Origin of the sequence: Streptomyces sp. NPDC026206, assembly GCF_040638465.1 — a bacterium.
GTDB lineage: Bacteria > Actinomycetota > Actinomycetes > Streptomycetales > Streptomycetaceae > Streptomyces.
The window spans coordinates 216,194-229,414 of the sequence record NZ_JBEZYL010000002.1; the positions used below are offsets into that span (position 1 = coordinate 216,194).

The following is a 13,221-nucleotide window of genomic DNA, read 5'->3' on the forward strand; positions in this document are numbered from 1 at the left end:
CACTTCTTCTACTACTATGCGAACAACTTGGAGGTGTCATGAACGTGTCCGCACTGACTGCGAAGGACCGGCGACGTCCACTTCTTCTCGCGCTGCCGTATCTCCTCGGCTGTGCCACCTTCCTGACGGCCTTTCTGCTGCGTCGCGACCGCCTTCCCGATCCCATGGCCACTCACTTCTCCGGTGCCGGTCACGCCGACGGCTACACGGCCCTCGGTTCGTTCCCGTATACCGCCCTCGCACTGTTGCTCGTGCCCGCTGCTCTGTTCGTGGGGCTCGCCTACGGCATGAGAGGCGGGCGCACGAGAGCCCTGGTCGCTCTCGGATACGGCCTGGCGGGCCTCATCGGCCACCTCCTCTGCGCCCTCGTCCTCGACAACGCGCGGGCCGGCGCCGGCGAGGACGCCCGGCTCGGCCCCTGGCAGCTGGGCGTCGCCCTGGCCGTAGCCACGGCGGCGGGCGGCCTGGGCTGGCTGCTCGCGGGCCGGGACGCGCAGCCCGCACGGCAACCGGAGGGCTCCGGCCCGGCCGTGCCCCGCCTTGCGCTCCGCGACGGGGAGGCGGCGACATGGACCCGGTCCGTCGGCTCGCGTCCCCTGCGCTACGGCGGCCTGGCGGCCGGCCTGCTGGGCGCGGCCCTCGGCCCCCTCGCCGGCTGGGGCCCCGGCGCCGGGCTGCTCGTCGGCGGCCTGGTGACCGCCGCCTTCTCCGGCGTCCGCGTCACCGTCGACCGCCACGGCCTCACCGCCTGCCTCCCCTGGCTGCCCCGTCCCAGACTGCGCGTGCCCCTCGCCCGTATCGAAACGGCGACCAGCCGGCACATCAGCGCGCTCGCCGACCTCGGCGGCTGGGGCTACCGCGCCGTCCCCGGCCGCAGCGGCGTCGTCCTGCGCTCCGGCGAGGCTCTGGTCGCCCGGCTCACCACCGGCAGCGAATTCGTCATCACCGTCGACGACTCGGCCACCGCCGCCGCGCTGCTCAACACCCTCGCCGACCGGGCCCGCCACCACACCGGCGACGGGGCCTGACGTGCTGATCCGCCTCGACCCCGGCTCCCCGCTCCCACTCGGCGACCAGATCGCCGCAGCCGTCCGCGGTGCCATCGCCGACGGCTCCGTACACCCCGGTGAACGCCTCCCCGCGGCCCGCACCCTGGCCGACTCCCTCGGCGTCAACGTCCACACCGTCCTACGCGGCTACCAGCGGCTGCGCGAGGAGGGCCTGATAGACCTGCGGCGCGGCCGCGGAGCGGTCGTGGCCACCGGCACCGCACCCCCCGGCCGCGCCCGGCTCGTCGAGGGAGTACGCCACCTGGTCGCGGACGCGCGGGCGCTGGGGATGTCGGACGAGGAGGTCGTGGACCTCGTGCGGACGGGGCTGACCGCGAGTTGACCCTCCGGTCCGGTGCCGGTCAGAACTCCGACGTGTCGAGTTCGAGGTCGAAGGGGGCGGGGAGGTGAACGGCGGTGCCGAAGGGGTGAGGACCGTCCGTCCGCGTGTAGCCGGACTCTCCCGGCTCGCTGAACAGCGTGCCGGACCGCTCCTGACGGTCGACGAGGAGGTAGAGCGGCGCCCCGTATTCGGCATAGCGGCGGCGTTTGACGATCCGGTCGGTGTCCCCATCGGAGTCGGAGGTGACCTCGACGATGAGCAGCGTCTGGTCGGGGAGCAGCGCACCGGCGCCCTTGGCCAGCTCCTCCGGGACGACGGCTACGTCTGGAACGTACCAATTGAGGCTTCCGGGAAGGTCCAGATCGCCGGAGCCCGAGATGCAACCGAGTCTGCCCACTACGGGACCCGTCTGCGAGCGAATGCTGCTCACAGAGGACTCGTGGTCCCAGCTCCGCCGCATGAGTGCGATGACCCCTTCCACGATCTGCACGTGGTCATCTTCGAAGTGGCGGATCGCGTACTTCAGTGCGGCTTCGGGATCGTCGGCTGAGTACGTGCGGCGGTGTGTGCTCATCGGTCCCGGGTCTACAGCAATCCGCCCCGGACGCAGCGGCGTTGGGCTCTGCCTCCACTCGTACAGGTGAACCACCCCCGCGAAGACGAAGAACCGGCCCCCTGCGAAGATCGATCCAGCGGTGACCGCACAAGCGGTCGCTTCGAGGGGAGTTCGAGGGGGAGGCAGCCGCATGAGCGGGAGCGCAGAGATCAGTTCCTTCGCCAGTGACGACGCGCGGGTCCGCATACTCGCCGCCTACGACCGGGCCATGGAGTCCTGGCCGGAGCCGCGCGAGGAGCGCGACGTGCAGACCGGCTCCGGAACCACCCGTGTCCACTGCTACGGCACCGGCGACGGGACGCCCGTCGTCCTGCTGCACGGGCAGTGCGCGGCCCCGGCCGAGTGGGGGCCGAACGTGGCCGCGCTCGCCGAGGGGCGGACCGTGCTGGCCGTCGACCGGGTGGGGGAGCCGGGGTACAGCACGCAGACCGCCCCGATCCGTACGCAGGACGCCACGGCGGCGTGGCTGGAGGAGGTCCTCGCCGGGCTCGGCCTGGAGCGGGCGCACCTGGTGGGCCACTCGTACGGCGGCTGGGTGGCGCTCAACCAGGCCGTACGCTTCCCCGGCCGCGTCGCCTCCGTCACCGCCTACGACCCGCCGCGCGCCCTGGCCCCGCTCAAGCCGGGCTTTGTGCTCGGGGCCGTCGCCGGCTTCGTGCTCGGCGAGAAGTTCCAGCGCCGGTGGCTGTCCCGGCTCATCGGCGAGACCGGTGCTTCGGCCGAGGTGGACGAGGCTCAGGCGCGGCTGTCGCTGGAGGCGATGCGCGGCTTCCGCGTGCGGTTGCTGCCGCCCCCGGGGATGAGCGACGACGAGCTGCGTTCGATCGCCGCGCCTGTCCTGGTCATGCTCGGTGGGGGAAGCCGGGTCCACGACGCCCGCCGCGCCGAGGCCAGGGCGCGTCGTCTCATGCCGGATGTGCGGACCGAGGTCGTGCCGGGCGCCGGGCACGGCATGCCGGTGGAGCTGCTGAACAACCGGGTGCCGGCGTTCCTGCGCGAGGCGGACCATGGCCTCGCGGCCCGGGCCTGACGGCCTCGCCCCACGCTCGGCCCATCTGGGCATGACCGTTCGACGGCGATGTACTAGAGTTATCTCGACATCGAGATATCTGCCGAGAGACGTACAGCCGTCGCGCCAGTAAGGCGTACCTAACTTAGGCACACCTTAGCGGACCCGCGCGGTGTCGGGGCGGCAGGATTGCCGCAGTACGCGAATTCATGCATGAAGGAGACTGTCGTGTCGGCGAACAGCTTCGACGCCCGCAGCACGCTGCAGGTGGGCGACGAGTCGTACGAGATCTTCAAGCTGGACAAGGTCGAGGGCTCCGCCCGCCTTCCCTACAGCCTGAAGGTGCTGCTGGAGAACCTGCTCCGCACGGAGGACGGCGCGAACATCACCGCCGATCACATCCGCGCGCTGGGCAGCTGGGACTCCCAGGCCCAGCCCAGCCAGGAGATCCAGTTCACGCCGGCCCGCGTGATCATGCAGGACTTCACCGGTGTGCCCTGCGTCGTCGACCTCGCCACCATGCGTGAGGCCGTCAAGGAGCTCGGCGGCGACCCGGCGAAGATCAACCCGCTGGCCCCGGCCGAGCTGGTCATCGACCACTCCGTCATCGCCGACAAGTTCGGCACGAAGGACGCCTTCGGCCAGAACGTCGAGCTGGAATACGGCCGCAACAAGGAGCGCTACCAGTTCCTGCGCTGGGGCCAGACCGCGTTCGACGAGTTCAAGGTCGTCCCGCCGGGCACCGGCATCGTCCACCAGGTCAACATCGAGCACCTGGCCCGCACCGTCATGGTCCGCGGTGGTCAGGCGTACCCCGACACCCTCGTCGGCACCGACTCGCACACCACCATGGTCAACGGCCTCGGCGTGCTGGGCTGGGGCGTGGGCGGCATCGAGGCCGAGGCCGCGATGCTCGGCCAGCCGGTCTCCATGCTCATCCCGCGCGTCGTCGGCTTCAAGCTGACCGGCGAGCTCCCGGCCGGCACCACCGCCACCGACCTGGTGCTCACGATCACCGAGATGCTGCGCAAGCACGGCGTCGTCGGCAAGTTCGTCGAGTTCTACGGCGAGGGCGTCGCCGCCACCTCGCTGGCCAACCGCGCCACCATCGGCAACATGTCGCCGGAGTTCGGCTCCACCGCCGCGATCTTCCCGATCGACGGCGAGACCCTGAAGTACCTGCGTCTGACCGGCCGCTCCGAGCAGCAGGTCGCGCTCGTCGAGGCGTACGCCAAGGAGCAGGGCCTCTGGCTCGACCCGGCCGCCGAGCCCGACTTCTCCGAGAAGCTCGAGCTCGACCTCTCCACGGTCGTCCCCTCCATCGCCGGCCCGAAGCGCCCGCAGGACCGCATCGTCCTGGCGAACGCCGCCGCGCAGTTCGCGCAGGACGTCCGCAACTACGTCGACGACGTCGACGAGGCGGGCAAGGAGTCCTTCCCGGCCTCCGACGCCCCGGCCATCTCCACCGGTGCCCCGTCGAAGCCGGTCACCGTGACCGCCCCCGACGGCTCGACCTACGAGATCGACCACGGCGCCGTCACCGTCGCCGCGATCACCTCCTGCACCAACACCTCGAACCCCTACGTCATGGTCGCCGCCGCGCTCGTGGCCAAGAAGGCGGTCGAGAAGGGCCTGACCCGCAAGCCGTGGGTCAAGACCACCCTCGCCCCGGGCTCCAAGGTCGTCACCGACTACTTCGACAAGGCGGGCCTGACCCCCTACCTCGACAAGGTCGGCTTCAACCTCGTCGGCTACGGCTGCACCACCTGCATCGGCAACTCCGGCCCGCTGCCGGAGGAGGTCTCCAAGGCCGTCAACGACCACGACCTGGCCGTCACCTCGGTGCTCTCCGGCAACCGCAACTTCGAGGGCCGGATCAACCCCGACGTCAAGATGAACTACCTGGCGTCCCCGCCGCTGGTCGTCGCGTACGCCCTCGCGGGCTCCATGAAGGTGGACATCACCAAGGACGCCCTCGGTATCGACACCGACGGCAACCCGGTCCACCTCAAGGACATCTGGCCCTCCGAGGCCGAGGTCAACGACGTCGTGGCCAACGCCATCGGCGAGGACATGTTCAACAAGTCCTACCAGGACGTCTTCGCGGGCGACGCCCAGTGGCAGGCCCTGCCGATCCCGACCGGCAACACCTTCGAGTGGGACCCGCAGTCCACCTACGTCCGTAAGCCCCCGTACTTCGAGGGCATGACGATGGAGACCACCCCGGTCTCCGACATCGCCGGCGCCCGCGTCCTCGCCAAGCTGGGCGACTCGGTCACCACCGACCACATCTCCCCGGCCGGCGCCATCAAGGCCGACACCCCGGCCGGCCAGTACCTCACCGAGCACGGTGTCGAGCGTCGTGACTTCAACAGCTACGGCTCCCGCCGCGGCAACCACGAGGTCATGATCCGCGGTACGTTCGCCAACATCCGCCTGCGCAACCAGATCGCGCCGGGCACCGAGGGCGGCTTCACCCGCGACTTCACCGTCGAGGGCGCCCCGGTTTCGTTCATCTACGACGCCTCGCGCAACTACATCGAGCAGGGCATCCCGCTGGTCGTCCTGGCCGGCAAGGAGTATGGCTCCGGCTCGTCCCGCGACTGGGCCGCCAAGGGCACCGCGCTGCTCGGCGTCAAGGCCGTCATCGCCGAGTCCTACGAGCGCATCCACCGCTCGAACCTCATCGGCATGGGCGTCCTGCCGCTCCAGTTCCCCGAGGGCGCCTCGGCAGCCTCCCTGGGCCTGACCGGCGAGGAGACCTTCACCTTCACCGGCGTGACCGAGCTGAACGACGGCACCACGCCCCGCACGGTCAAGGTCACCACCGACACCGGTGTCGAGTTCGACGCGGTCGTCCGCATCGACACCCCCGGCGAGGCGGACTACTACCGCAACGGCGGCATCATGCAGTACGTGCTGCGGAGCCTGATCCGCAAGTAAGCGGTCCGCACACGCGGTTGAGGGCCGCACCCCGTCTGTACGGGGTGCGGCCCTTCGGCGTTTCCCGGGGTGCGGCCGGGCCTTCGGCGTGTGCCCGGGGTGCGGCCGGGCCCTCCGGCATGTGCCGGGCGTATGTTCACCTCTGCACTCTCCCGGGTTATCCCCCAACACGACTGGGTGATCAGAGGATTGATGAGGTGTCGGGTATTCCTATGCGGGTTAGGCTCCCGGCCGGGACGACGCGAAACGGTGTCGGTCCCCAGAGGGGGGAGGAGCGATGGGATCCGCCGTTACCTTCGGGGAGCTCGGCCGGCTTTCCGGTGAGGTGCTTCCCGCGCGGATCGCGCTTTCAAGCGTGCTGCTGCCGGCGGGCACCGATCAACCCGTATATCCGACGCTGGTGAGAACGGAGCACGGCACGACGGTGGCCTACGCCTGTCAATACCGGCAGAACGCGGGCAGCCCCGGCCTTCTCGTCGCGCTGGGGCTGGCTCCCAGCTCTCCCGGTTACAGCACCACGTGTATTCCTGCGGCTGTCTCCAGCCGCTGACCGCCGCTTTTCGAGAAGGGGTACGGAAATGGAAAACGCCATCAGCTTCGAGGAACTCGACAACGTTGCCGGTGAGGTGCTGCCCGAACGCACCGTCATGGGCATCGTGGCCACTCCGCTCAACTTCGCCGGTCCCGGCGATCCCAACGGCGGTGCCGGCGCCGGTGCCGGCAGCAGCAGCTCCGCGTCGGCCTCCGGCGGAGGCGTGTACGCCCCCGTCCCCCACGACCACGGCACGACGATCCTGTCGTCCTGCCAGTCCGTCGACCGGCAGGGCACCCCGGGTCTGTTCGGTTCGCTCGGCCTGCCGTCCACGAACCCGACCACCAGCATGACCTGTACCCCCGCGGCCATCTCGAGCCACTGATCACCTAGCGGCTCGCCGTACGCGCTCGGGGAAGGGCCGGGAGCCTCCGGTCCTTCCCCGCCACTCCTTCCCCCCACCTTGACCTTGCGGGCCGTCCGCCAGCCACCTCACGGAGAGCGCCCATGTCACTGCCATCCGCCCAGCGCAGCACCGAAGCCGGACGGGCGGAGGAGCCCGCGCTGGTGGACGGCATCGAACTGGTCGGCGAGTTCGAGGGCTCCGGCTACCGTGAACCGCCCCACCTGGTCTGCCGCCCCGACGGGCAGATCGTCCGGCTACCGGCTCTGCTCTACCAGGTCGTCCGGGCGCTGGACGGCCGACACCGGGAGCGCCCCGGAGGGGAACCGGTGATGGCGTGGGTGGCTGCCGAACTCTGCCGGGAGACGGGCCGCCGGTTCACCACGGGACACGTCGCTTTCCTCATCGACAAAAAGCTCGCCCCTCTCGGTGTCACCACCTACAGCGACGGGTCGCCACCTCCCCTCACCCCCAAAGACAACCCTTTCCTCGCCTTCCGGTTCCGGTTGGCGGTGGTTCCGGAACATGTCACCTGGTTTCTCTCCGGCCTCTTCGCCTGGCTGTTCCGCCCCCTGTTGGTGGCCGGTGCTCTCGGCGCATTCGCGGCAGGCGAGGTATGGCTGTGGACGACGCAGGACACCGGTGCCGCACTGCAGACGGTGCTCTCGTCCCCGGCCAGTGTGCTCCTCGTCGTCTTCCTGGCCATCGCCTCCTGCGCGTTTCACGAATTGGGCCATGGCGCGGCATGCCGCTACGGAGGTGTACGGCCCGGTGTCATGGGATGCGGTATCTATCTCGTGTGGCCCGCCTTCTACACCGACATCACCAACTCCTACCGGCTGGGCCGCGCCGGGCGCATCCGGACCGACCTGGGTGGTGTCTACTTCAACGCACTCTTCGTCCTGGGCCTGCTCGCCCTGTACGCGGCGACCGGTTCCCCGCTTCTCCTGGTGGCGATCCTCTCCGTCCACCTGGAGATGATTCAGCAGCTTCTTCCCACGCTGCGGTTCGACGGCTACTACATCGTCGCGGACCTGATCGGCATTCCCGACCTCTTCAAGTACATCGGCCCCATCCTCAAGCGCGTCCTGCTCCGGCGCCGGAACGACGACCGACTGCGAGCCCTCAAACGATGGCCGCAGATCGTCGTCGCCGTCTGGGTCATGTTCCTGGTGCCCGCGCTACTTCTCCCGCTGGGCATGGTGATCGTCAATCTGCCCCAACTGCTCCGGGCGGACTGGCAGAGAATCAACCTGCTGGCGCAGAACGCGGATTCATCCGGCAACCTGGCCCTCGGCACGCTCTCGGCATGCCTCCAGTCCCTGCTGCTCGTGTTGCCTATTGCGGGGCTGGCACTGGCGCTCGTGCCGCCTGTGCGGTCGGTTGTGCGGGTGGCTTGGCGCGGGGTTAAGCGTCTGCGACGCGCTTGAGGGTGCGGATGAGGGAGGCCCAGGCCGCTGTCGGGAAGATGAGGGCGGGCACTTGGGGGTTCTTGCTGTCGCGGACGCGGATCGTGCCGGGAACAGTGTCGGCGATCTCGACGCAGTTGCCGCTGGTTCCATCGGTGTAGGACGACTTACGCCATGCTGCCGTGCTTAAGTCAGATGCGGTGCTCATGCGTCGCCCAGTCCTTCGCCGCCGATTCGATCAGGGCTAGGGACGCCTCTGGCGGGAGCGCGGCGGCCCTGGCCAGATCGTATGACGATTGACACTGCGCCACCAGGGCCGGATCCTCGATGAGCCGACCCGTCCCCGCGCCTTCGGTATAGACGACAGGGGGCGCGTCACTGAAGTGCATCAGTGAGACCATTGTGTTCAGGAACAGATGTGCTCCGGCGGCGAACGGCATCACCTGGAGCACGAGATTGGGCAGGGCCCGAATCATCTCAGCGAGATGGCCCAGCTGTTCCTTCATGACGACAGGGCTGCCCACGGTCACACGAAGGGCCGCCTCATGGACGATGGCCCAATAAACGGGCGCGGACGGGCCTTCAAGCAGCTGCGCCCGCTCCCGCCTGGCGCTGACGGCCTGCTCCACCACCTCTTGTGGGGCGAACCGTTGAGCACCCCGAGTCACGGCCCGTGCGTATGCCTCGGTCTGCAACAACCCGAGCACGTACATTGACGAGTACTCGCTGATGGTCTTTGCTTGCTGCTCCAACTCGGCCGCATCCGCGAAGTAGTCAGCGACCCTCGACTTGCGGGCCAGCCGGCACAGCCGCTGGAGATGCTTGCCACTCCCCAGCACCTCGTCGAGCAGCTCGGACAGCTCCAACTGAGGGCGCCTGACCGCCGTCTCGAACTGGCCGATGTACGAGCCGGAGCAGAAGCCGCGCTGACCGAGCTGCTCCTGCGTGAGACCGGCGGCCTCACGCAGGCGGCACAGCTCGGACCCGTAGAACGCCCGTGGGTCGCTGTACGGGTCCGTGTTCCTGGACTGAGTCACGTACTCAGCGTAGCTTCAAGCAACCGCTCCGTGAGGGGCGTTTGAAGCGCACCGGACTCAGAACATCGTGCTGTACTGGTCCCAGCCGCCGCCGATCCGCACGCGGTTCTCGAAGGGGTCGGTGGCGTTGCCGTTGCCCTTGTAGAGCCACAGGACGCCGGACTTGTCGCGGGCGAGGAAATCGGTGCGGCCGTCGCTGTTCATGTCACCGATGGACAGGAGCGTGTCGTACATGTCCCAGCCGCCGCCGACCTTGGCTCGGCTGGCGAAGGGGTCCTTGTAGTCGCCGGTTCCCTTGTAGAACCAGAGGACGCCGGTCTTGTCCTTGGCGACGATGTCGGCCTTGCCGTCACCGTTGATGTCGCCGCGGCCGACGATGTCGGTGTAGATGTCCCAGCCGGGGCCGACGCGGTAGCGGTCGCTGAGGGTGCCGTCCGGGTGGGCGAGGTAGATCCAGAGCACGCCTGACTTGTCGCGGGCGAGGATGTCGGACTCGCCCGCGCCGCCGAGGTTGCCGGGGGAGAGGATGCGGTCGTAGATGTCCCACCCGCCGCCGATGGTCACGGTCTGCGTGCTGACGCCGTCGTTGTAGTACAGCGTGCCGGTCTTGGCCTGGCTGTACAGGCCGTCGGGAAAACCGTCCTGGTTGTGGTCGACGCGCGTGGCCCCGGCCATGACCTGCCAACCGGTGATGACGCGGTTGCTGCGGTCGCTGAGTGCACCCTGGCCGTCGGACTTGTACATGTAGACGTCGCCGGACCGGTCAGCGACCGTCAGCGGGAAGACGGGGGCGTCGGCCCGTGGCGCCGAGACGGCTGCCTGCGGGGCGGCCTGCGTCCGGACGCCCGCCTCGGCGGCCTTCTGCGTCGACGGAATGGCAGGTGCCGGGTTGTCGGCGACGGCCGTTCCGGCGGTGGTGCCGATCAGTGCGGCGGCTATTGCAGCGGTGGCGAGACGCGACAGTGCGCGCCCGTGCTTACGGCCGGGAAGATTCCCCACGTAGTTCTCCTATGCCGATGAGAAAGAACGCGGCGCCCCTGGTCGGGGACGCCGCGAGATTCCTGGATCATTGCACAGGATCTTCACACGGAGGCGGGCCGTACCTCCTTGGAGGTGCGGCCCGTCCGGACTCAGAAGAAGTTGTTGTACTGGCCCCAGCCGCCGCCGATGCGGACGCGGTTCTCGAAGGGGTCGGTGGCGTTGCCGTTGCCCTTGTAGAGCCACAGGACGCCGGCGGTGTCACGGGCGAGCAGGTCGCTACGGCCGTCGCCGTTCACATCACCGCTGGAGACCAGGGTGTCGAAGATGTTCCAGCCACTGCCGACCTTGACGCGGCTCTCGAACGGCCTGGTGGGGTCGCCGGTGCCCTTGTAGAACCACAGCACGCCGCTCTTGTCCTTGGCGAGGATGTCGGTCCTGCCGTCGCCGTTGAGGTCGCCGCGACCGGCGATGTGGGTGAACATGTCCCAGCCGGGGCCGACGCGGTAGCGGTCACCGAGGGTGCCGTCCGGACGACCCTGATAGATCCACAGAACGCCGGACTTGTCCCGGGCGAGGACGTCGGGCTCCTTGGTACCGCCGAGGTTGCCCGGGGAGAGAAGACGGTCGTAGATGGTCCAGCCGCCGCCGACGTAGACGGGCTCCTTCTCGCCGGTCTCGTCGGTGGTGTCGGCGAAGAACAGCATGCCGTCGGTCAGCCGGATGTAGGCGTGGTCCGCGGTGCCGTCCTGGTCCTGGTCGGTCTGCATGGCGGCCGTGATGCCGGTCCACTCGTTCTCGACCAGCTTGCGGTCGCCGAAGCCGCCCGCGCCGTTGGGCAGGTACTCGTAGAGTTCGCCGGACGCCTTGGAGGCCATGAGCGGGAAGTAGGGCGCCGGGGCGGTGGGGGCGGCGGACGCGGTACCGGCGGTGGTGCCGACCAGTGCGGCGGCTATCGCCGCGATGGCAAGGCGGGACAGGGCGCGCCCGCGCTTGCGGCCGGAGGAAAGGGCCACGTGGTTCTCCAAGGGGAGGGGACGAGAAGTGCGGCGCCCTTGACGGGGCGCCGCGAGATTCCCCGGATCATTACACAGCGCTTTTCCGCCACTTCAGGAAGGTGGCGGAAAAGTGTTGCCGCGAATGGTGTGGCACGCCGTGGGATCAGAACATGAGGCGGTACTGGTCCCAGCCACCACCGATCTTGCTGCGGTTCTCGAAGGGGTCGGCGGCGTTGCCGTTGCCCTTGTAGAACCACAGGACACCGGACGCGTCGCGGGCGAGCATGTCGCTACTGCCGTCCTTGTCCATGTCGCCGACGCTCACGAGCTTGTCGTAGGCGTTCCAGCCGCCGCCGACCTTGACCCGGCTCTCGAAGGGGTCCTTGTAGTCGCCGGTGCCCTTGTAGAACCAGAGGACGCCGTTCTTGTCCTTGGCGACGATGTCGGTCCTGCCGTCGCCGTTGAGGTCGCCGCGGCCCGCGATGTCCGTGTACTGGTCCCAGCCGGGGCCGACGCGGAAGCGGTCGCTGAGGGTGCTGTCCGGGTGCGCCAGGTAGATCCACAGGACGCCGGACTTGTCACGGCCGAGGAGGTCGGGCTCGCTTGCGCCGCCGAGGTTGCCCGGGGACAGGATGTTGTCGTAGGTGTTCCACCCGGCGCCGATCCTCACGGGGCCCATCGAACCGCCGTAGTACAGCACTCCGTCGCTGCCCCGGAGGTAGAAGCCGTCGCGCAGGCCGTTCTGGTCCATGTCGAGCTGCACCGCCGCGGTGATCGGCTCGTACTTGGCGGACCGGAATACGGGGTCTTCGAATCCGCCGCGACCGTTGGCCTCGTACTCGTAGAGGAAGCCGTACTGGTCAGCCGCCATCAGGGGGAAGGCAGGAGTGGCGGACAGCGCGGTGAGGGGGGCCGCAGCGCGCGGCGCGGCTTCGACCCCGGTGGTGGCCTTGGCAGCGGCCTCCGCAGCTTTCTGCGGCCCCGCCGGACCGTCTGCGGCCGAGACTCCGGCGGTGGTGCCGATCAGTGCGGCGGCTATCGCCGCGGTGGCGAGGCGCGACAGGGCGCGCCCGCGCTTGCGGCCGGAAGTGTGGGCCACGTGGTTCTCCTATGGCGACGGTTGAGATGCGAAGTCCTGGTGAGGACCTCGGGACACCTCCCGGATCATTGCAAAGGATCTTCACACATCAACTGTGTTTTGTGAGGCCCTGGAGAGTCGCCTGCCGGGAAAAGGGTCCGGGCCCCGCCTCTCGGGAGGCGGGGCCCGGACCAGAGGCGTTTACGGACAGCGACGGGCGCTGCGTCAGGAGGCGGAGGCCCGCATGGGGCTGCGCTCGTCAAGCGTGCCGTCGCCCTTGATGGGGTACAGGTACAGCTCTCCAGCGCCGTTGAGGGCGGCGATGTCACTCTTCCCGTCGCGATTGAAATCGCCACCCAAGACGGCCTGGTAGGAGTCCCAGGTGTTGTCGCGCCACATGGATGTGCCGGAGTCGAACCGGCCCTCGGCATTGCCCAGGTACAGATGCATCGCGCCGTTGTTGGCGATGGCGGCGATGTCGTCCCGGCCGTCGCCGTTGAAGTCGCCGGTGGTGACGAGCTTCTTGTTCCACGTCTTGTCGTGCCACATCTCGCGCCGCTGGTCGAGGAGCACACCGTTGGGGCCAGTCGCATAGGAGTACAGCGAGCCGTCCTTGGTGACGGCCAGCAGGCCGTCACGGCCGGAGCCGTCTGCCTTGAAGCGGCGTGCGGCATCCCGTCCCACGTCGTGTCCTTCCACATATTCACGGGCTGGCCCAGCGGGCCGTCCTTAGTGCCGGGATAGAGACGGAGACTGCCATCGTGGGCGATGGCGGCGATATCGGCTATGCCGTCACCGTTAAAATCACCGCCGACGATCTTCTGAG

The 13,221-nt window shown here is 68.8% G+C and carries 14 protein-coding genes; 7 read left to right on the forward strand and 7 right to left on the reverse strand.

What is annotated here, in order from left to right; translation table 11 throughout:
* Window positions 1–44: 44 nt before the first annotated feature.
* Both AB0F13_RS04445 and AB0F13_RS04450 read left to right on the forward strand, forming a co-directional pair.
* Window positions 45–1,028 (forward strand): DUF1648 domain-containing protein, encoded by a 984-nt coding sequence (locus tag AB0F13_RS04445; RefSeq protein WP_362074998.1) that lies wholly within the window; start codon window positions 45–47, stop codon window positions 1,026–1,028.
* Between the two features lies 1 nt (window position 1,029).
* Window positions 1,030–1,392 carry a GntR family transcriptional regulator gene (locus AB0F13_RS04450; RefSeq protein WP_362075001.1) on the forward strand — a complete coding sequence of 121 codons (363 nt, stop codon included), beginning with the start codon at window positions 1,030–1,032 and terminating at the stop codon, window positions 1,390–1,392.
* Window positions 1,393–1,411: 19 nt separating this feature from the next.
* Here the strand turns inward: AB0F13_RS04450 and AB0F13_RS04455 are convergent, their stop codons facing one another.
* Complete coding sequence (locus AB0F13_RS04455; RefSeq protein WP_362076017.1) at window positions 1,412–1,966, reverse strand: Uma2 family endonuclease; 555 nt, start codon at window positions 1,964–1,966, stop codon at window positions 1,412–1,414.
* A 172-nt stretch (window positions 1,967–2,138) separates the two neighbouring features.
* On the opposite strand from AB0F13_RS04455, the gene AB0F13_RS04460 reads away from it, so the two are divergent.
* The 5 genes from AB0F13_RS04460 to AB0F13_RS04480 all read left to right on the forward strand — a co-directional run bounded on the left by AB0F13_RS04460 (window position 2,139) and on the right by AB0F13_RS04480 (window position 8,325).
* Entirely contained in the window at window positions 2,139–3,038 is a 900-nt protein-coding gene (locus AB0F13_RS04460) for an alpha/beta fold hydrolase (RefSeq protein ID WP_362075004.1), read from the forward strand.
* Between the two features lie 207 nt (window positions 3,039–3,245).
* Window positions 3,246–5,960: an aconitate hydratase AcnA gene (gene acnA, locus AB0F13_RS04465; RefSeq protein WP_362075007.1), complete on the forward strand. Its 2,715-nt coding sequence runs from the start codon at window positions 3,246–3,248 to the stop codon at window positions 5,958–5,960.
* Between the two features lie 277 nt (window positions 5,961–6,237).
* Complete coding sequence (locus tag AB0F13_RS04470; protein WP_362075010.1) at window positions 6,238–6,510, forward strand: hypothetical protein; 273 nt, start codon at window positions 6,238–6,240, stop codon at window positions 6,508–6,510.
* A 28-nt stretch (window positions 6,511–6,538) separates the two neighbouring features.
* Complete coding sequence (locus tag AB0F13_RS04475) at window positions 6,539–6,877, forward strand: hypothetical protein (protein WP_362075013.1); 339 nt, start codon at window positions 6,539–6,541, stop codon at window positions 6,875–6,877.
* 122 nt (window positions 6,878–6,999) lie between these two features.
* Window positions 7,000–8,325 (forward strand): hypothetical protein, encoded by a 1,326-nt coding sequence (locus tag AB0F13_RS04480; RefSeq protein WP_362075016.1) that lies wholly within the window; start codon window positions 7,000–7,002, stop codon window positions 8,323–8,325.
* Here the strand turns inward: AB0F13_RS04480 and AB0F13_RS04485 are convergent.
* From AB0F13_RS04485 to AB0F13_RS04510, 6 genes are all read right to left on the reverse strand, one after another.
* Window positions 8,303–8,512, reverse strand: coding sequence for a DUF397 domain-containing protein (locus AB0F13_RS04485; RefSeq protein WP_362075019.1), 210 nt, complete (start codon window positions 8,510–8,512; stop codon window positions 8,303–8,305). The genes AB0F13_RS04480 and AB0F13_RS04485 overlap by 23 nt on opposite strands.
* The gene (locus tag AB0F13_RS04490) at window positions 8,496–9,341 is read right to left on the reverse strand and encodes a helix-turn-helix transcriptional regulator (RefSeq protein ID WP_362075022.1); all 846 of its coding nucleotides are present in this window, start codon (window positions 9,339–9,341) and stop codon (window positions 8,496–8,498) included. The genes AB0F13_RS04485 and AB0F13_RS04490 overlap by 17 nt, the downstream gene beginning before the upstream one ends.
* 57 nt (window positions 9,342–9,398) lie before the next feature.
* A complete protein-coding gene (locus AB0F13_RS04495) occupies window positions 9,399–10,340 on the reverse strand; it encodes a VCBS repeat-containing protein (protein WP_362075025.1) in 942 nt (313 codons plus the stop codon).
* 131 nt (window positions 10,341–10,471) lie between these two features.
* On the reverse strand, window positions 10,472–11,335 hold the full coding sequence (locus tag AB0F13_RS04500; protein WP_362075028.1) for a VCBS repeat-containing protein: 864 nt from the start codon (window positions 11,333–11,335) through the stop codon (window positions 10,472–10,474).
* Between the two features lie 145 nt (window positions 11,336–11,480).
* Window positions 11,481–12,416 (reverse strand): VCBS repeat-containing protein, encoded by a 936-nt coding sequence (locus AB0F13_RS04505; RefSeq protein WP_362075031.1) that lies wholly within the window; start codon window positions 12,414–12,416, stop codon window positions 11,481–11,483.
* Between the two features lie 204 nt (window positions 12,417–12,620).
* The gene (locus AB0F13_RS04510) at window positions 12,621–13,079 is read right to left on the reverse strand and encodes a VCBS repeat-containing protein (RefSeq protein WP_362075034.1); all 459 of its coding nucleotides are present in this window, start codon (window positions 13,077–13,079) and stop codon (window positions 12,621–12,623) included.
* Between the last annotated feature and the right edge of the window lie 142 nt (window positions 13,080–13,221).

What these genes read in the sequence shown, in the direction of transcription:
- AB0F13_RS04460 (WP_362075004.1), top strand. Translation starts at nt 2,139, where the DNA reads ATGAGCGGGAGCGCAGAGATCAGTTCCTTCGCCAGTGACGACGCGCGG.
- AB0F13_RS04470 (WP_362075010.1), top strand. Translation starts at nt 6,238, where the DNA reads ATGGGATCCGCCGTTACCTTCGGGGAGCTCGGCCGGCTTTCCGGTGAG.
- AB0F13_RS04480 (WP_362075016.1), top strand. Translation starts at nt 7,000, where the DNA reads ATGTCACTGCCATCCGCCCAGCGCAGCACCGAAGCCGGACGGGCGGAG.
- AB0F13_RS04485 (WP_362075019.1), bottom strand. Translation starts at nt 8,512, where the DNA reads ATGAGCACCGCATCTGACTTAAGCACGGCAGCATGGCGTAAGTCGTCC.
- AB0F13_RS04455 (WP_362076017.1), bottom strand. Translation starts at nt 1,966, where the DNA reads ATGAGCACACACCGCCGCACGTACTCAGCCGACGATCCCGAAGCCGCA.
- AB0F13_RS04475 (WP_362075013.1), top strand. Translation starts at nt 6,539, where the DNA reads ATGGAAAACGCCATCAGCTTCGAGGAACTCGACAACGTTGCCGGTGAG.